Here is a 17,499-nt window from a genome sequence, read left to right on the forward strand (position 1 = left end):
CGGGCCGGCATTCGGTCTCCACCCCATGCCGGCAGTCAGGCGCGCAGCGCGTCAAGGAAGCCTGAATAGTCGAGATCAACCCAATGCTCGACGATCTTGCCATCCTTGATGCGGTCAATGGCCGTGCCAGTCAGAAACGCTCGATTGCTTTTTGGCTCCACGCCTGAGAACATACCTGTCTGCGTGCCGCCGAGAGTCCAGCGGGTGGCGACCTTGTCGCCTTCCGCAATCTGGTCGAGAACCGTGCAGGAGAAATCCTCAAAAGCCGCAAAGAGACCGAGATCCCATTCCAGCCAGCCCGCTCGATCGGTTGTGCCACCATAGGCGTGGTTGACCAGATCCCGCCCGACATACGTCTCGAACGATGCGACGAGGTCACGATCATTGTAGCTTTCGTAAAAGGCGCGGGCGACAGATTTGGCTTCGTTGGCGCTAGAACTCATTGAAGTCCCCGATGCAATTTGATCAGAACGCTATGGCCCTGGTTGAAAACCTTCGTGGATACGTCGGCCAGTCTCAGGCGCCGATGGTCGCCGTCTCGGGAATCTCCTGTCGGACCAGGGGCAGGACACGGGTTCCCAGCAACTCGATCGCCTGCATCAGATCGCGATGTGACATCGTGCCCACTGCCATCTGAACAAGCGTCCGCTGATGACCGAACAGGTTGCGCATGCGGATGATCTTCTCCGCGACCTCCTCGGGCGAGCCGACGAGATAGGCGCCATCGGGATGAATCTTCTCGTCGAAGTCGGCGCGCGTCATCGGCGGCATGCCGCGCTCGGCCCCGATCCAGTTGAACAGGGCGGCGTCGGCAGGGAAATACGTGTCCGCCGCCTGCTGGCGGGTTCGCGCGACGAAACCATGCATGGTAATTGCTGTGGGCTTCGGCTGCCCTCCATAGTGAGACAGTGCACGGCGGTAGAGATCGAACAGCGGCGCGAATTGCGAAACTCGGCCTCCTAACATAGCGAGCGCCATCGGAACGCCTGCCTTGGCCGCTCCCACCGCCGAATCCGGACTGCCTCCGACCGCGCGCCAGATTGGCAGGGGGTTCTGCACCGGTCGAGGCACGATCAACGCATCGTGCAGCGGCGGCCGAAAGCGGCCCGACCATGTGACGGGATCGTTGCCGCGCAAGCGCAAGAGGAGATCGAGCTTCTCCTCGAACAAGGCCTCGTATTCGGTGAGATCATGGCCGAAAAGATGGAAGGAATCGAGCAGCGCACCGCGCCCGGCCATGATCTCGGCCCGTCCCTGCGAGACGAGATCCAGCGCAGCGAACTGCTCGAATACACGGACAGGATCATCCGAGCTGAGGACCGTCACCGCGCTGGTCAACCGGATGCGATGGGTGCGCGCAGCGATAGCCGCGAGAACCACCGCAGGCGCCGGTGTTCCAAACCCGTCACGGTGATGCTCACCAAGACCGAAGACATGCAACCCGACCTCGTCGGCCAGTGCGGCTTCTTCAATGATTTCGGGAATGCGTTGCGCCGCACTCACTCCTTTGCCACCGATACCGATATCGGCAAAGGTGTAGAGACCGATTTCCATTTGCAGTGCGCCCCGTTGTCAGGCTTCAACGCGCGATAGCGGTCGTAGGGGCATCCAGCTCGACTTGACGGCATATGCGCCATCGCCGGAGAGCACGATGACGACCTGCGCCACGATCCACAGCGCGAGATATTCCCAGCCGCCGTTCGCATTCGTGAAGAAAAAGCCCGCCGGTCCATGGACAGTAAATATCGCGCCCAGAAGGAAGGGTATCAGCGCAAGCGCCGCCCATCTCGGCATGAATCCGACGATCAGGGCGATGCCTCCAATGATCTCCGCCGCGATCGTCACATGGGCGAGCAGGCCTGGCAGCCCGAGACTGATGAAGAATTGTGCCGTGCCGGCAGGCGTGAACACGAACAGTTTCATGCCGCCATGGGCCAGGAACAGCACGCCAAGGGTGATGCGGAGAATAAGAAGCGCGTAAGGCGCTGTGCGATTGTCGATCATTGGTTTCTCTCTTGAGAGTTCAGATTGATGAAGGATCGGATCAGGGGCAGCCATCAAGGCCGCAGACGGGGCCTTCCGCGACGATCAAGGGCTGGAGGGGGCGTTCGGCCCATGCGCGATCAAGCGCCTGAGCGAAGGCCGCCACAGGCTGCGCACCAGAAATCGCGTATTTGCCACCGATGAGGAAGAAGGGCACCCCGTTGCCACCGAGCGCGTTTAATGCGCGTTGGTCGGCCTCGATCTCCGCGTGGAATTCATCCCCATTCAGAACCTTTTGCGCACGCGCGGGGTCCAGCCCCGTCTCAGCGGCCAAGTGCAGCAGTATGTCATGGTCGAACACCGACATTTGCTCGGTCAGATATGCGCGATACAAACGCTTCAACATCGCGATTCCAAGCCCTTCGGAGGAGCCGAGCTTGATGAGGCGATGGGCGTCGAGCGTGTCACCGGTAACGCTGTCGGCAAGGTGATAGGTGAGGCCGTCGGCCGCGGCGGTTGCTTCCACATGAGCGAACATGCGTGCGGCTTCGGCCGGACCGCCGCCCATCTTACGCCTGACCATCTCGGCCACCGGGAGCGGCGGTTGCCCGGGCATTAATCGATAGGAATGGTGTTTTGTCTCGACCTGAGCGTGATGGGCAAAGCGCTCCAAAGCCTTCTCGAACCGGGTGAGTCCGATCCAGCACCAGGGGCAGACCACATCTGACCAGATTTCTACAATGAGCGCTGACATAGGCGTAATCTCCTCAAACCCTGGTCAGGATGAATTTATGTGGTACCGAAGAGTAACTCACACTATATCAGTAACTGGAAAAATCGAACAAGAAGGCACATTGATGTTACCGTCTGCCGATAACCGACCTGTTGTCTTGCCCGGGGTCGACTGTTCCGGCTTCACGCGCGATCTTCTCAGCCGCGTGGGAGACAAGTGGAGCGTGCTGATCGTCGTCTATCTCTCAGCCCGTACCATGCGTTTCAACGAGTTGAAGCGGACGATCGACGGAATCTCTCAGCGAATGCTGACGCTGACGCTTCGTAATCTGGAGAAAGATGGGTTGATTACCCGTTGCGTCACGCCAACCATTCCACCGCGTGTCGACTATGCGTTGACTGACCTTGGACGCTCGTTGCTAAAGCCCGTCCTCGGACTGGTCGAATGGGCTGCTCTTTACAAGAGTCAGGTCGCCGAGGCGCGCGCTCGATATGAAAGTTCTGAGGGCAGGCAAATCTAAGTGCGCTTTGTGTTTTGAGTAAACAGACGAATGCGGCGCCAAACCCGGATATTTGATTGCACTGTCGTTAGGGGGTGCCGTCAGCGCACAGACGCGAACACGGCACGCTACAAGCCGCCGATCCCCCTCCATGCTTCGCCTAATTCCGTGAGCCTTAGCCGCCCCGGAAGACACCAGCGAAACACGGAGGATTTCATGTGCGCAGCACGCCGTAGCGCGAGGAGGGGCCGCCCACGCCAGCCGGTTCCTGGAACGCTCCCCGACGACCTCTACGACTATGACGACGATCCCGCGCCGCGCATCAGCCCGCCGCGCGGCAGCCCGCCTCATGTCTTCGACGTGGAAAAACTGCCCGTCATCGACGACTGGCCCGAGGAAGTGCCGATCACCGAGGCCGAGATTCAGGTGTTCGAGCGCTGGTTTGCCGATGTTTTCGACGAGATGTTCGGTTCGCTCGATCTGCCGGAGGGCTTGAAGATATTATCTCGTGATGATAAGGATATACCCTGATTTGTAGCATCGGGACATGCCATGACGACGCTGAAAGTCGGGATCGCCGACCCGGAGGAAATGAAGGCCCGCACCATGCGGATCGCGCGTGGCGAGGAAAAACCTGCACCCGGCGATCGACCGTCTGGTTTGCATCTACGGAGTCGTTCGCTCGGCTTCTTTCGGCAGGCAATCGCGAATTGCTGCGCGTCATCCATGAGCAGGAACCCGGCTCATTGGAAGAACTGGCGCAGATCACCGGCCGCGCGACACCCAATGTCTCGCGCACTCTCAAGAAGATGGAGAGCTTCGGCCTTGTCCGCATGGAGAAGGGCAAGGGTCTCAAGCTGGTTCCCAAGGTGATTCATGACCGCGTGGAACTGGTCCTGCCCCTGATAGAACGCCCCAAGAAAGGAACCCGCAAATGAACGCACAATCCCCCAACGTCGCTCTGCGGGCTGCCCTTTACCTGCGCGTCTCGACCGCACGGCAGGCCGAACATGACGTGTCGATCCCCGACCAGCGCAAGCAGGGCGAAGCCTGGTGCGCGACGCGCGGCTATCAGCTCGTCGAAATCTTCGTGGAGCCGGGTAACACGGCTACCAACGACCGCCGCCCGGAGTTCCAGCGGATGATCGAGGCGGGCACGTCGAAGCCCGCGCCGTTCGACGTGGTGCTGGTCCACAGCTTCTCGCGCTTTTTCCGCGACGCTTTCGACATGGAATATTACTATCGCAAGCTCGCCAAGAACGACGTGCGGCTCATCTCCATCACGCAAGAGCTGGGGGACGATCCGATCCACGACATGATGCGGCGGATCATGTCGCTCTTCGACGAATATCAGTCGAAGGAGAACGGCAAGCACGTCACGCGCGCCCTGAAGGAGAATGCACGGCAGGGCTTCTGGAATGGCGCATTGCCACCGATCGGCTACCGGATCGCCGCCGCAGAGCAGCGCGGGGCCAAGACCAAGAAGAAGCTGGAAATCGACCCGCTGCATGCTGACACGATCCGTCTGATCTATCGGCTCGCTCTGGAAGGTCAGGGCGACAGCGGCCAGATGGGCGTCAAGGCCATCGTCAAGCATCTGAACGCCAAGGGCATCTTCACCCGCGACGGCGGGCGGTGGGGCATCGGCCAGGTCCATCGCGTCCTGACCCGCCGCACCTATATCGGCGAGCATGAGTGGGGGAAGCGCAGCAAACACAATGACCCGCGCGCTCCCGGTGAAATCGTCATCGTTCCGGTGCCCGCCATCATCGAGCGGGAGACCTTCGACGCCGTTCAGTCTCTTTTGCAGGCTCGCAACCCCAAGACCGAATTGCCCGCCCGCGTGGTGATCGGACCGACCCTGCTGACCGGCATCTGCTATTGCGGCAATTGCGGGGGCGCCATGACCATCCGCACCGGCAAGGGCGGGCGCTACCGCTACTATGCCTGCTCTATCAAGGCGCGGCAGGGCGAGACCGGCTGCAAGGGCCGCGCGATCCCCATGGACAAGCTCGATAATATGGTAGTAAATCATATCGAAGACCGCTTGCTCGATCCCGCCCGTCTGGAGACGCTGCTTGGCAGCATCCTCGGCCGCCGCGAGGATCAGGCCGAGCGCCGACGCGAACACATCGCCTCTTTGCAGCGGCAGGCCACCGAATCAGAATCGCGCCTCAAGCGGCTCTATGATGCCATTGAGGCCGGCGTCGCCGATCTGGACGACCCGGCGCTCAAGGAGCGAATAGCCGGCCTCAAGGTCATCCGCGATCAAGCCCGTGCCGACGCCGACCGGGCACAGGCAATGCTCGAAAGCCCCGGCCACAGTGCCCTCAGCCCCGCAATGATCGAAGGATTTGCACACCGCGCGCGGGAGCGCATTCGCGGCCATGAGGGCGGCTATCGGCGGGATCACCTGCGCGCCTTGGCGCAGCGCGTTGAGGTCGCGGACGACGCAATTCGCATCATGGGATCGAAAACGGAGCTGCTGAAGACGCTTGTTGCCGGCCAAGGGCGGCAATCGGCGGCAATTGGCGTGCCCAGAGGCGGTCTGAAATGGCGGAGACGGAGGGATTCGAACCCTCGGTACCCCCTTAAGGGTACGACGGTTTAGCAAACCGCTGGTTTCAGCCACTCACCCACGTCTCCGGATGCGGCCTAGGCGCGCCCTATAGCGAGGGGTATCGGGGGCGGCAAGGGGGGCTAATGCAGGTTTTTCGCTTTTTCGAAACGCTTGTGGGCAGATGCGAGGTTTCCTGCGGGTTCGGCCCGCCGCAAAACCGAGTCGCCCTGTCGACCGTTCATTGCGGGGTCAGGCGCACTGGATTCTCTAGTGACATGCCGTAGTGCGCCCAGCGGGGGCGCCTGCCTTTTTGATTTCGGGATCGCCATTGGAGGGCCAGAAAATGCCAGTCACCATGCAAATCGCCGCCAGGGGGGCGCCGGTTCGCTTGTCGAGCAAGCTGGGCGGAGCGGCCGCGGCCCTGCTCGTGCCCCTGCTCGTGCTCGTCGCGCCGATGACGTCGGCCGTGGCACAAGTGACCACCGTCGATCCGGATGCGGCGATCGACGCGGACATCAACAGCGGCAACAATGCCGGAACCAGCTATCAGCCGCCGGTATCCAGCCCTGCCCAGACCGCGCAGGCCCAGCCGGCCTATCCCGGCAACGGCACGCCGGTCGATTCGTCCGGCAACGGTTCGACCTGGAACGGCAGCCCCGCGCCCATGCAGGCGCCGCCGGCCCAGAGCACCACCTATCACGAGGACGATCTGATCGGCGCGGCCGAGGGCGTGTTCGGCAAGGGCGCCAAGGGCCTGGCCGGCGTGATCGAGGACCTGCTCAAGAAGCAGGGCGAGCCCAATGGCTATATCGTCGGCCGTGAAGGCGGCGGCGCCATCGCCGTGGGCCTGCGCTACGGCTCCGGCACGCTCTACCACAAGATCGAGGGCGAACAGCCGGTCTACTGGACCGGGCCTTCGATCGGCTTCGATGCCGGGGCGAATGCGGGCAACGCCTTCGTGCTGGTCTACAACCTCAACGACACCGAAGACCTCTATCACCGGTTCGGCGCGGGCGAGGGGCAGGCCTATCTCGTGGGCGGCTTCACCGTCAGCTACCTGCGTCGCGGCGACGTGGTGCTGATCCCGGTGCGGGCCGGTGCGGGCCTGCGTCTGGGTGCGAACATCGGCTACATGAAGTTCACGCACAAGCAGAGCTGGATGCCGTTCTAGCCTGCGTCGTCGCTCGTCCGTCCCCCGAGTCCACCGGGGCCGGACGAGCGCGCGAACCCGTTTCAAGAGCCTGTCGGGAATGCGATTTTCCCTGCTGCGCGCCTTTCCGGCAAGTTGCACAAAATTTCGCGGTACAGGCTTTCCGGGACTGCGCGGCGCGATAAATTCCGGCATCCCGGCAATTCCCTGTCGATCTGCCATTGCGCGCTTTCCCTGCCCGGTCTAAGGCCCCGCGCGCCATGCTTACGAACCTTCAGCAACAGCCCGCCGACGCGCTTCTTGCGCTGATCAAGCTCCACAACGACGATCCGCGCGCGGACAAGATCGACCTTGGTGTCGGCGTCTACCGCACCGGTGAGGGCGACACGCCTGTGTTCCGCTCGATCAAGGCCGCGGAGGCCAAACTCGTCGCGGAGCAGGATTCGAAAGCCTACCTCGGCCCCGAGGGCGACATGGGCTTCGTCGAAGCGCTGATGCCCTACGTCTTCGGCAAGGCCGACCCCTCGATGGGCGGCCGCATCGAAGGCATGCAGACCCCCGGCGGCACCGGCTCGCTGCGCCTCGCGCTCGCCATGGTGAAGCGCGCCGGCTACAACCGCATCATCGTCGGCGTTCCCAGCTGGCCCAACCACGCCCAGATCTGCGCCGACCTCGGCCTTGAAGTCGTTGAATTCAACCACGCGCTCGCTTCGGGCACCACCGACATGGACGCGCTGCGCGGCGCCATCGCCAATGCCCAGGCAGGCGACGCCATCCTGCTGCACGGCTGCTGCCACAACCCCACCGGCATCGACTACAGCAACGAGCAGTGGGACGAGATTGCCGGCCTGATCGCCGCTTCGAAGATCCTCCCCATCCTCGACCTCGCCTATCAGGGCCTGGGCAAGGGCATGGAAGAAGACGCCTATGGCCTGCGCCGCGTGCTCGCTGCCGTGCCGGAAGCGCTGATCTGCTATTCGTGCGACAAGAACTTCGGTCTCTACCGTGACCGCGTGGGCGCGCTCTACGCGATGGTTGGCGATCCGGCCGACCTTACCAAGGTCATGTCGAACGGCCACAACCTTGCCCGCGCCAACTGGTCGCAGCCGCCAGACCACGGCGGCGCCGCTGTCCGCCTCGTCCTCGAAGACGAGACGCTGACCGCAGACTGGCTCGCCGAGCTGGACGAGATGCGCGACCGCATGCGCGAAGTGCGCGCCAAGCTGGCCGAGGCCGGCACCGCCGGGTCGGCGACCTGACGCCGATGGGCGGCCAGAACGGCCTGTTCTCGATCGTGCCGCTGAACAAGGACCAGGTCCTTGCCATGCGCACCAAGCACGGCGTCTACATGGCCGGTTCCGGCCGCATCAACGTGGCGGGCCTGACGATGGGCAACATCGACAAGTTCATCGCCGCCGTTGCGGACGTGACCGCCTGATCATGAACAGACAGCCGGTCCTCGAAGGGGACCGGCTGGTCCTGCGTCCCCTTCGCGCGGATGACTGGGACGCGCTCTACGCGGCCGGATCGGACCGCGAGATCTGGGCGGTTCACCCCGCCCACGATCGCTGGCAGGAACCGGTGTTCCGCCAGTTCTTTGCCGACGCACTGGATGGCGGCGGCGCTTTCGCCATCATCGGCAAAGAGAGCGGCGCCGTGATCGGCTCCAGCCGCTATGGCGTGCCCGAAGCGGGCGAAATCGAGATCGGCTGGTCGTTCCTCGCCCGCGCCCACTGGGGCAGCGGCCTCAACGCCGAAATGAAGCGCCTGATGCTGGAGCACGCGCTGGCGCATTTCGAGCGGGTGATCTTCAAGGTCGGCGCGGAAAATCTGATCTCACGCAAGGCCATGGAGCATATCGGAGGGCGGCTGACCGACCGCTCATTCGAGCGCGAGACCTGCGGTGTGGTGGGTGTCCATGTGATCTACGAGATCACGCGCGAGAGTTTCGCGGCGGGGCCTTTGAAGAACAAGGGATAAGTTCTGGGGGATGATCCCCCAGACCCTCGAAACGTCTTCGTTGTACCCAGCCTATATGTCCCGCGCGCCTTGCGGCGCAGTCAACAAGTCTCCCGGCGCAGCCATGGGCGCGCTTCGCGGTTGGTCCGCGTGACCTGGACGGTACCGGGGGTGCAGGGGGGGCTATGCTCCCCTGCCTTTACTCTTCAATCCCTTACCCGCGAAGCGACTGCATCCGCTGCAGATACCGCGCCAGCACGTCGATTTCGAGGTTCACCCCGTTACCGGCCTTGAGCGCGCCGATGGTGGTGACTTCCGAGGTGTGCGGGATGATGTTCAGCATGAAGTGGCAGCTGCCGTCGCTCTGGTCGGCCACGTCGTTCACGGTCAGCGAGACGCCGTCCACCGTGATCGAGCCCTTGGGGGCGAGATAGGGCGCCAGTTCGGCGGGGGCCGCGATCACGAAGCGCTTGGAATCGCCTTCGGGGGTTACGCTGACCACGGTGCCAACGCCGTCGACATGGCCGGTGACGATGTGGCCGCCCAGTTCGTCGCCCAGCTTGAGCGCCGGTTCGAGATTGAGCTGCGTGCCTTGCGCCCAGCGGCCGTCCACCGTGCGCGATACCGATTCGGCCGAGATGTCTACCGCGAACCAGGCGTCTCCCGCCACGCCGCCCTTGTCCACCACTGTCAGGCACACGCCCGAACAGGCGATCGACGCGCCCATGGCGATGCCGGCGGGGTCGAAGGGGCAGGTGATGACCGCGCGCAGGTCGCCGGTCTGGCGGGCTTCGCGGATCTGGCCGACGGCGGTGACGATTCCGGTGAACATGGCTACCTTTCGAGCGGCTGCTCAGATGATTTTGCGGTCTCGTAGACTTCGAGCGTGTCGCTGCCAAGCTGTCGCCGCTCGGCGAGCCGCCATTGGCCATGCACATCGGCAAGGCGCAGCAGGCCGAAGTCTGCAAGCGCGGGGCGGCCGCCGACGAGGATCGGCGCGCGGTAGATCAGCAGGCGGTCGACCAGCCCGGCGCGCAGGAACGAGGAGGCCGCGCCCGCGCCGCCTTCGACGAAGAGGTGCTGGGTGCCTTCCATGGCGAAGATCGCCTCGGGCGAGGGCAGTGCGTTCCAGCCTTCCGGCACCGCGCCGCGGGTGAGAACCCAGCGCCGGGGACTGCGTGTCTCGAGGCCGGGGAGGCGCACGTCGAGCCGGGGGCGATCTACCCGCAAGGTCGCTCCGCCCACGAGGATGGCATCGGCCCTGGCGCGCATGGCGTGGGTGTGGGCGCGGGCCTGGGGGCCGGTGATCCACTGGCTTTCGCCGCCGGCAAGGGCGATGCACCCGTCCAGCGACAGCGCCAGTTTGAGTGTGACTTCCGGGCGGCCGAGCCGCTTCGAGAGCAGATAGCCCGAAAGGCTCCGTTCGCAGGCGGGCGAGGGCAGGTGGCGTGCCGCGATCCCGGCGCGCAGGATGCGCGCAAGGCCGGAGCCGGAGGTGCGCGGATCGGGGTCCATGCACCCGATCACCACCCGCGCGACGCCGGAGGCGCTGACGAGATCGGCGCAGGCGGGGCCGCGCGCGGATTCGTGCGCGCAAGGTTCCAGCGTGACGTAGAGCGTCGCCCCGCGGGCGGCGTGGCCTGCGGCGGCGAGCGCCACCGCCTCGGCATGGGGGCGGCCGCCGGGCTGGGTCCAGCCCCGCGCGATGACCTTGCCCTCCTTGACGAGGATCGCGCCGACGCCCGGATTGGGGCGGCTCGCGGGCCGTGCACGCGCGGAGAGAGAGGCGGCGGCGGCGAGCCAGCGCGCGTCCTGGATCACTGTTCGGCGGGCTCCCGCGCGGGCTGCTGGTCGATCTGCGGAAGCGAGCGCCCTTCGGGCAGGCGCGGCGCGCCGATCTCTTCAAGCTCGGCCTTCTTGCGCGCGGCTTCCTCGACCTCGGCGTCGTGCGCGATCTTGTCCACGTCCATCCCGGACATGCGGCCGATGGTCTTGTACATCTCGCGCACGTCCTTGTCGCGCCGGGCAAGCTCGGCGGCCCAGGCTTCCTTGCGCTTCTGGTTCTCGACGTTGGAGGCCATGATCTGGGCATCGGTGCGATGCGCCGGCAGGACCGAGATATAGGTCACTTTCGGCGGCGGATGCGGCCCGCGTGCTTCCTGCGTGGACATGAGATAGAAGACCGAGAACGTGCAAGCGGCGGAAACCGCGGCGATGCGCCAGCGGTTTTGTCCTGCTTCCTTCCACACGGCGCGGAAATCCGCGACCATGCCGGTAGGGCTGACGTGCTTCCAGTATCCGGAACGATTGAACAGAGCCATGCCCGGCTATGTAGTGCCTAACGGGGCGGAACGCTACCCGAACGGCACATAGAGCGACCTGCCGTTTTCCCGGAGCCAGCGATTGGCCGAAGGCACGCTGCCCTCGAAGATTCGTCCCAGAAAATCATGAAATGCGGGCGAGTGATCGAAGTGGACAAGGTGCGCGACCTCGTGCGCGACCACGGAGCGGCGGACGGCATCGGGAGCCATGATGAGCCGCCAGTTGATGCGAATCGACCCGTCCGTCGCGCAGCTTCCCCAGCGCCGCCGGGCGCTCGACAGCGAGAGCGGCGGGGTCGGCTGGTCGGCGCGGTGGCAATATTCGGCAAGATCGACCGAGAGCACGTCCCGCGCCTCGCTTTCCAGCCAGCGCTTCAGGCGCGCGGCCAGCGAAGTGTCCGGGCCGCCGACGAGCAGTTCGCCATCGTCGGGCACCGGGCGGCGGGGCAGGGCGGGGTCATGGCGGATCGTGAAGCAGTGCCCCCGGAAATCGAGCGCGGCGCCGTTGCCGAGGGGGCCGGCCTGAGGCAGCGCCTCGATCTGGATCGCCAGCCAGGACTGCTTGGAGCGCGCGAATTCCAGCGCATCTTCCGAGGGGGTCCAGCGGGGGATCGAGATACGGATCTCGCTGCCGTCAGGCGCCAGGCGCATGGTCATCCGCCTCGCCTGGGCGAGCCTGCGGATCACCACCGGAACCTGCCGCCCGGCGATCTCGATCACCGGTTCCTCGCGAGGGTCTCGGCGCAGCCAGTCCAGCACGGGTTCAGTCGGTTTCCCAGGGCGCGGGGCCTTCGGGTTCGAGATACTCGTCCCCGTCCTCCTCGTCGCCATAGGGCCAGACGATGTGGTTTTCGAGCGGCCCGGCCACCGTTTCGCTGATGACCTTGCCCGCCACCGAGATGCCGGCTGCGTGAACCGCGTCGCGATCGCCGCAGACGAGGTAGTGCCATTCGGGCAGCGGTTCCCCGTCGGCGCGCAGGCGGTAGGCGCAGCTTGGCGGCAGCCATGCAAGGTTGCCCGCCGTCTGCGGGGTCAGCTTCATGCAGTCCGGCACGAACTTGTGGCGCCGGGAATAGTCGCTGCACTGCGCCGTCTTGAGGTTCAGCAGCTTGCACGCGACGTTGGTGTGGTAGATTTCGCCGGTATCGGCGTCCTCCACCTTGTGCAGGCAGCACTGGCCGCAACCGTCGCAGAGCGCTTCCCACTCCTCTCGGTTGAGCGTCTCGATCGGACGTTCCCAGAAGGGCCGGGTGCCGCTCACTTCACCCACTTGGCCAGTTCGGCGGACACGGCCTCAGGCCCCTTGTCCACCGGCAGCATGGCGATCGGCTTGCCATCCGGGTCCATGAGGTAGGCGATGCGGCTGTGGTCCATCAGGTAGCCGCCCGGCGTGGCTTCGCCCTTCTTGTAGTAGACCGCGAAGGCATCGGCCGCCTGCCTGACTTGCGCGGGCGTGCCGGTGAGGCCGTAGAGGCGCGGGCCGAAGGCGGCGGTCCACTGGCCGACGATCTCGCGGGTGTCGCGTTCGGGGTCGATGGTGATGAAGATCGGCTGCACCCCGGCGGCCTGCGCGGCATGGGCCTTTTCGAAGAGGGTGAAGCCGCGCATCATCGCCTGCACGTCCATCGGGCAGGCATCCGGGCAGAACGTGTAGCCGAAGTAGACGATGCGCCACTTGCCCTTGAAGGTATCCCAGGTCACGGCCTTGCCGTCCTTGTCGCTCAGCGTGAAGGGGCCGCCGATCTGCGCGCCTTCGAGCGGCGGCGCCTCGGTTGCGGCCTGCTGGCACGCGGCAAGGGACATGCCCATGGAAAGGGCAAGTGCGATCGGTGCAATCCGGCGGAACAGGTATGTCATGGCGCGCCGCTTCATGCTCTGCTAGAGCCCGCCATGCAAGGGTGCGATGCCGGAAGGGAAGGCCGGTTTTCACGGTCGCCCTGTTTATCTGGAGGTAATGAAGGTGCCTAAGACCATGTCCGGGAACGTGTCGCAGCTTTCGCGCAGGATCCTGAAGACGGGGCCGGTCAGGATCGTCGTCGCGGCGATGGCGGCAGGCCTGATGTTCGCTTCCCCCGCCCATGCCGACTTTTCCGACGGGTACAAGTTCCTCGAATCGGTAAAGAAGAAGGAAGGCGAGAAGGTGGAGCAGGCGCTCATGGCGAACGGCCAGATCGTCAACGCCAAGGACGTGACCACCGGCGAAACCGCGCTGCTGATCGTGACGGGCCGCCGCGACATCACCTGGCTCAGCTATCTCATCGACAAGGGCGCCAACGTCAACGCCTCGGACGATCGCGGCCGCACGCCGCTGGCCGTTGCGGTCAGCCTCGGCTGGCGCGAGGGCGTGGCGCTCCTGCTCGACAAGAAGGCCGTGGCCGACACGTCGAACGATGCCGGCGAAACCCCGCTGATCTTCGCGGTTCACCGCAAGGACACCGACATGGTCAAGTCGCTGCTCGAAGCGGGCGCCGATCCCAGCCGGGCGGACAATTCGGGCCGCAGCGCGCGCGACTATGCCGGGCAGGAGGCCCGCGGCAGCTCGCTGGTCTCGCTGCTCGAGGAATATGCCAAGAAGAACACCGGAAAGGCCAAGGCGGTCTACGGTCCGAGCTTCTGAGCACCATGATGGAACAGGCTGATACCCTCGAAGCGCTGCGCCGCCAGCTTGCCCCCGCCATCGCCGATGCCGCCGCGTTCGACGGCTGGACGATGGATGCGGTGCGGCAGGCCGCCCATGTCGCGGATGTCGATCCGGCCCTGGCCGAATTCGCCTTCCGCGACGGGCAGATGGCGATGATCTCCGCGTGGATCGGCCATGTCGACGAGCAGATGGCGCGCAGCGTGCCCGCCGCCTCGCTGGCCGGCGTATCCATCCGCGAACGCATCCGCCGCCTCGTCATGGCGCGTCTCGATGCCGTGGCCGGGCGCGAGGAGGCGCTCAACCGGGCGCTCACCATCATGTCCATGCCGCAGAACCTCAAGGCCACGCTGCGCCTCGGCTGGCACAGCGCCGATGCCATGTGGCGGCTCGCCGGAGACACGGCGACGGACTACAACCACTATACCAAGCGCACGATCCTTGGCGGCATCTACGCCGCCACGCTGCGCGTCTTCGCCACCGACAAGAGCGAGAACAAGGCCGAGACCCGCGCCTTCCTCGACCGCCGGATCGAAGGAATCATCCGCTTCGAGAAGACCAAGGCCCAGTTCCTGCGGGCGCCGGAAGAACGGATCAGCCTGGTGCGGCTGCTGGGCCGGCTGCGTTACCCGGCGCGCTGATCTTTCACGAAAAAGCGCCGGGGAACTGCGCGAAGGCGATCCCCGGCGCCTTTTTCGAGGAAATACCGGACTTTCCAGGGGGCCTTGCGCGCCTTGCCCGATACCCGCCGGCGCGGCCGCGCGGCCTCGGCCGGTCTTCCGGGCCTGCCTGCATTGTTAGTTATTGCGAACAAGTTGCAATCGCTCTGCCGATCTGGCAGCGGAGCCGCATGACTCTCGATCTGCTCCCCATCGACCAGCGCGCTCGAATCGTCGCGGTGGACTGGAATGCCCTCGTTCCCGAAGAAGCCCGCCGCCTTCGCGCGCTGGGACTGGAGGAGGGGGCGATCGTCTCGGTATCGCACCGCGGCGTCGCCGGAGGGCGCGACCCGATCGCCATCGCCATCGGCCGCATGACCATCGCCGTGCGCCGGGCTCACGCCCATGCCATGGAGGTCGCGCCGGTATGAGCGGCCAGCGCAAGATCGCCCTCGTCGGCAACCCCAATGCGGGCAAGAGCGCGCTGTTCAACGCGCTCACCGGCGCGCGCCAGAAGATCGCGAACTATCCGGGGGTTACCGTGGAGCGCAAGTCGGGCCGCCTCGTGCTGCCGACCGGCGAGCCGGTGGAAATGACCGACCTTCCGGGTGCCTACAGCTTGGATGCGACCAGCCCCGACGAGGAAGTGACCTCCAAGGTCATTGCCGGTCACTTCACCGGGGAAGCCGCGCCCGATGTTCTGGTGGTCGTTCTCGACGCCTCGAACCTTGAGCAGCACCTTGTTTTTGCGCAGGAAATTCTTGCGCTGGGCAAGCCGACCGTGGTCGCGCTCAACATGGTGGACCTTGCCGAGCGTGACGGTCTGGTGATCGATCCCGCGGTGCTTCAGGAAGAACTGGGCGTGCGGGTGATCTCCACCGTCGCCGTGCGCCGCCGCGGCCTCGTCGAACTTGCCGAAGCGATCGCCTCGGCGGAAACCCGCCATCCGGGGCCGGGCCTGACCGCGCTTGGCGCCACCGAGCGCCGCGTTGCCGCCCATGCCATGGCCGACGCCGCGATCCTGTCCGAATCGAAGCGCCACCGCCTCCACGCGAAGCTCGACAAGGTGCTGCTGCACCCCTGGTTCGGCTTCCTCATCATGATGGCGGTGTTCTTCGTGATGTTCCAGGCGGTGTTTGCCTGGGCGACGCCGTTCGCTGATGCGCTGGATGCCGGCGCGGGCTGGCTGCACGATACCGTGAAGGGCGCGATGCCCCCCGGCTTGCTGCGCGACCTCCTGACCGACGGTGTGATCGCCGGCGTCGGTGCGGTGATCGTGTTCCTGCCGCAGATCGTCATCCTCTTCGCCTTCATTCTGGCGCTGGAAGCCTCGGGCTACATGGCCCGCGCGGCCTTCCTGATGGACCGGCTGATGGCGTTCGTGGGGCTTTCTGGCCGCAGCTTCATTCCGCTGCTCTCCAGCTTCGCCTGCGCCATTCCCGGCATCATGGCCACCCGTTCGATCACCGATCCCAAGGACCGGCTGACCACGATCCTGATCGCTCCGCTGATGACCTGTTCGGCGCGCCTGCCGGTCTATGCGGTTATCATCAGCGCCTTCATTCCCAACAACGACATCGGTGGAGGCGTACACCTGCAAGGCCTCGTGCTTTTCGCGCTGTATGTCGCGGGCATCGTCGGGGCCATGGTGGTGGCGCTGATCCTTCGCAGCACGGTTACCAAGGGTGCCGCTTCGGGCTTCATCATGGAGATGCCGAAGTATCAGTTGCCCCGTCTCAAGGACATGGCGATTGGCCTGTGGCAACGTGCGTGGATCTTCCTGCGCCGCGCCGGCACGATCATCTTCACCGTCACCGTGGTGCTTTGGGTGCTGCTCAACTTCCCGCAGGCCAAGCCCGGCGAGAGCCAGGTCGACGCCTCGATCGCGGGCAAGATCGCCAATGGCCTTGCCGTGGTGGTGGAACCGATCGGCTTCAACCGCGACATGGCACTGGCACTGATCCCGGCCATGGCCGCGCGCGAAGTGGCGGTCTCCTCGCTGGCGACGACATATGCCGTCGATGCCGGGGACGACGAGGATGCGCAGGCGGTTGAACTGGGCGACCGGCTCAAGGGCCGCTGGACCCTGCCGATGGCGCTGGCGTTCCTGGCCTGGTTCGTCTTCGCGCCGCAGTGCATGTCGACCATCGCCGTCACCCGCCGCGAGACCAACGGCTGGAGGTGGCCGATCTTCATGCTCGCCTACCTGTTCGGCCTTGCCTACGTGGCGGCGGGCGTGACCTACTGGGTCGCGGTGGGGGCTGGGTTGTAGAAAACCCGCCTCGGCAGACTCGCGCCCGGGCTCGCCATTCGCTACCCCGTTCGCCGAATTTATACAGGAAAGCGATTCCCTCATGGCAGGCAGCGTCAACAAGGTCATTCTGATCGGCAACCTCGGAGCCGATCCCGAAGTGAAGTCGTTCCAGAACGGCGGGCGCATTGCCAATCTGCGCATCGCGACCTCGGAAAACTGGAAGGATCGCGCCACCGGAGAACGCAAGGAGCGTACCGAGTGGCACTCCGTGGTGATCCAGAGCGAAGGCCTGGTCGGCGTGGTCGAACGGTTCCTGCGCAAGGGCTCGAAGATCTACATCGAAGGCCAGCTGCGCACCCGCAAGTGGCAGGACCAGAACGGCAACGATCGCTACACCACCGAAGTCTCGGTCGGCGGCATCGGCGGCGTGCTCACCATGCTTGACGGCGCCCAGGGTGGCGGCGCTGGCGGCGGCGGCGCGCGCGGCGGTTCCGGCGGCGGCTGGGGCGAAGGCGGCAGCAGCGGCGGTTCGTCGGGCGGCTTCGGCGGCGGCAGCCGTTCGGGCGGCGGTTCGGGCAGCGGTTCGGGCGGAGACTGGGGCCGCAGCGGCGGCGCCGCGGGCGGCGCGTCTTCGGGCGGTGACGACTGGGGCCGCACGGGCAGCACCGGCGGCGGCTTCGGCGACGATCTCGACGACGATATCCCGTTCTGATCGTTCGCGAACCACATCATGGAAAAGGGGC

21 protein-coding genes, 1 tRNA gene and 2 pseudogenes are annotated in these 17,499 nt (G+C 65.2%); 12 read left to right on the top strand and 12 right to left on the bottom strand.

Going from position 1 to position 17,499, the window contains the following annotated elements; all coding sequences use genetic code 11:
* Positions 1-35: 35 nt before the first annotated feature.
* From ADT71_RS16240 to ADT71_RS16255, 4 genes are all read right to left on the bottom strand, one after another.
* Positions 36-443 (bottom strand): ester cyclase, encoded by a 408-nt coding sequence (locus ADT71_RS16240; protein ID WP_054438481.1) that lies wholly within the window; start codon positions 441-443, stop codon positions 36-38.
* Between the two features lie 73 nt (positions 444-516).
* Entirely contained in the window at positions 517-1,554 is a 1,038-nt protein-coding gene (locus tag ADT71_RS16245; protein ID WP_054438483.1) for an LLM class flavin-dependent oxidoreductase, read from the bottom strand.
* A gap of 18 nt (positions 1,555-1,572) precedes the next feature.
* Entirely contained in the window at positions 1,573-2,058 is a 486-nt protein-coding gene (locus tag ADT71_RS16250) for a DoxX family protein (protein ID WP_231635935.1), read from the bottom strand.
* On the bottom strand, positions 2,045-2,737 hold the full coding sequence (locus ADT71_RS16255) for a DsbA family oxidoreductase (RefSeq protein WP_054438487.1): 693 nt from the start codon (positions 2,735-2,737) through the stop codon (positions 2,045-2,047). The genes ADT71_RS16250 and ADT71_RS16255 overlap by 14 nt, the downstream gene beginning before the upstream one ends.
* 184 nt (positions 2,738-2,921) lie before the next feature.
* Here ADT71_RS16255 and ADT71_RS16260 point away from each other — a divergent pair, with 184 nt between their 5' ends.
* From ADT71_RS16260 to ADT71_RS33800, 4 genes and pseudogenes are all read left to right on the top strand, one after another.
* A complete protein-coding gene (locus tag ADT71_RS16260) occupies positions 2,922-3,236 on the top strand; it encodes a helix-turn-helix domain-containing protein (protein WP_255351655.1) in 315 nt (104 codons plus the stop codon).
* 195 nt (positions 3,237-3,431) lie between these two features.
* Positions 3,432-3,746 carry a hypothetical protein gene (locus tag ADT71_RS16265; RefSeq protein ID WP_054438491.1) on the top strand — a complete coding sequence of 105 codons (315 nt, stop codon included), beginning with the start codon at positions 3,432-3,434 and terminating at the stop codon, positions 3,744-3,746.
* A 179-nt stretch (positions 3,747-3,925) separates the two neighbouring features.
* Positions 3,926-4,153 (top strand): MarR family transcriptional regulator, encoded by a 228-nt coding sequence (locus ADT71_RS33795; RefSeq protein WP_231635937.1) that lies wholly within the window; start codon positions 3,926-3,928, stop codon positions 4,151-4,153.
* Positions 4,150-5,193, top strand: a pseudogene (locus ADT71_RS33800) (recombinase family protein); the annotation flags it as partial. The gene ADT71_RS33795 and the pseudogene ADT71_RS33800, both read left to right, overlap by 4 nt.
* Before the next feature lie 183 nt (positions 5,194-5,376).
* Here the strand turns inward: ADT71_RS33800 and ADT71_RS33805 are convergent.
* Both ADT71_RS33805 and ADT71_RS16285 read right to left on the bottom strand, forming a co-directional pair.
* Entirely contained in the window at positions 5,377-5,724 is a 348-nt protein-coding gene (locus tag ADT71_RS33805; protein WP_054438495.1) for a hypothetical protein, read from the bottom strand.
* A 45-nt stretch (positions 5,725-5,769) separates the two neighbouring features.
* A tRNA-Ser gene (locus ADT71_RS16285) sits at positions 5,770-5,861 on the bottom strand.
* A 257-nt stretch (positions 5,862-6,118) separates the two neighbouring features.
* On the opposite strand from ADT71_RS16285, the gene ADT71_RS16290 reads away from it, so the two are divergent.
* The 3 genes and pseudogenes from ADT71_RS16290 to ADT71_RS16300 all read left to right on the top strand — a co-directional run bounded on the left by ADT71_RS16290 (position 6,119) and on the right by ADT71_RS16300 (position 8,905).
* On the top strand, positions 6,119-6,946 hold the full coding sequence (locus ADT71_RS16290) for a DUF1134 domain-containing protein (RefSeq protein ID WP_054438497.1): 828 nt from the start codon (positions 6,119-6,121) through the stop codon (positions 6,944-6,946).
* A gap of 239 nt (positions 6,947-7,185) precedes the next feature.
* Positions 7,186-8,363, top strand: a pseudogene (locus ADT71_RS16295) (aromatic amino acid transaminase).
* A gap of 2 nt (positions 8,364-8,365) precedes the next feature.
* Complete coding sequence (locus ADT71_RS16300) at positions 8,366-8,905, top strand: GNAT family N-acetyltransferase (protein ID WP_054438499.1); 540 nt, start codon at positions 8,366-8,368, stop codon at positions 8,903-8,905.
* Between the two features lie 193 nt (positions 8,906-9,098).
* Here ADT71_RS16300 and ADT71_RS16305 read toward each other — a convergent pair whose 3' ends face one another.
* The 6 genes from ADT71_RS16305 to ADT71_RS16330 are packed head-to-tail and all read right to left on the bottom strand — an operon-like array spanning position 9,099 to position 13,062.
* A complete protein-coding gene (locus tag ADT71_RS16305; RefSeq protein WP_054438501.1) occupies positions 9,099-9,716 on the bottom strand; it encodes a riboflavin synthase in 618 nt (205 codons plus the stop codon).
* 2 nt (positions 9,717-9,718) lie between these two features.
* Complete coding sequence (ribD, locus tag ADT71_RS16310; protein ID WP_054438504.1) at positions 9,719-10,705, bottom strand: bifunctional diaminohydroxyphosphoribosylaminopyrimidine deaminase/5-amino-6-(5-phosphoribosylamino)uracil reductase RibD; 987 nt, start codon at positions 10,703-10,705, stop codon at positions 9,719-9,721.
* Positions 10,702-11,205: a hypothetical protein gene (locus ADT71_RS16315; RefSeq protein WP_054438506.1), complete on the bottom strand. Its 504-nt coding sequence runs from the start codon at positions 11,203-11,205 to the stop codon at positions 10,702-10,704. Before ADT71_RS16315 ends, ribD begins: the two co-directional genes overlap by 4 nt.
* A gap of 33 nt (positions 11,206-11,238) precedes the next feature.
* Complete coding sequence (locus ADT71_RS16320) at positions 11,239-11,964, bottom strand: M48 family metallopeptidase (RefSeq protein WP_054438507.1); 726 nt, start codon at positions 11,962-11,964, stop codon at positions 11,239-11,241.
* 4 nt (positions 11,965-11,968) lie between these two features.
* A complete protein-coding gene (locus ADT71_RS16325; RefSeq protein ID WP_054438510.1) occupies positions 11,969-12,475 on the bottom strand; it encodes a YcgN family cysteine cluster protein in 507 nt (168 codons plus the stop codon).
* Positions 12,463-13,062, bottom strand: a complete 600-nt coding sequence (locus ADT71_RS16330) for an SCO family protein (RefSeq protein WP_054438537.1) — start codon at positions 13,060-13,062, stop codon at positions 12,463-12,465. The genes ADT71_RS16325 and ADT71_RS16330 overlap by 13 nt, the downstream gene beginning before the upstream one ends.
* 115 nt (positions 13,063-13,177) lie before the next feature.
* On the opposite strand from ADT71_RS16330, the gene ADT71_RS16335 reads away from it, so the two are divergent.
* From ADT71_RS16335 to ssb, 5 genes are all read left to right on the top strand, one after another.
* Positions 13,178-13,822 carry an ankyrin repeat domain-containing protein gene (locus ADT71_RS16335; RefSeq protein WP_082370398.1) on the top strand — a complete coding sequence of 215 codons (645 nt, stop codon included), beginning with the start codon at positions 13,178-13,180 and terminating at the stop codon, positions 13,820-13,822.
* An 8-nt stretch (positions 13,823-13,830) separates the two neighbouring features.
* Positions 13,831-14,484, top strand: coding sequence for a COQ9 family protein (locus ADT71_RS16340; protein ID WP_054438541.1), 654 nt, complete (start codon positions 13,831-13,833; stop codon positions 14,482-14,484).
* A 209-nt stretch (positions 14,485-14,693) separates the two neighbouring features.
* A complete protein-coding gene (locus ADT71_RS16345) occupies positions 14,694-14,933 on the top strand; it encodes a FeoA family protein (RefSeq protein ID WP_054438512.1) in 240 nt (79 codons plus the stop codon).
* Complete coding sequence (locus tag ADT71_RS16350; RefSeq protein WP_054438513.1) at positions 14,930-16,774, top strand: ferrous iron transporter B; 1,845 nt, start codon at positions 14,930-14,932, stop codon at positions 16,772-16,774. Before ADT71_RS16345 ends, ADT71_RS16350 begins: the two co-directional genes overlap by 4 nt.
* 82 nt (positions 16,775-16,856) lie before the next feature.
* On the top strand, positions 16,857-17,468 hold the full coding sequence (gene ssb / locus ADT71_RS16355) for a single-stranded DNA-binding protein (protein WP_054438515.1): 612 nt from the start codon (positions 16,857-16,859) through the stop codon (positions 17,466-17,468).
* Positions 17,469-17,499 lie beyond the last annotated feature (31 nt).

It is taken from the genome of Novosphingobium sp. ST904, from assembly GCF_001298105.1.
Lineage (GTDB): Bacteria > Pseudomonadota > Alphaproteobacteria > Sphingomonadales > Sphingomonadaceae > Novosphingobium.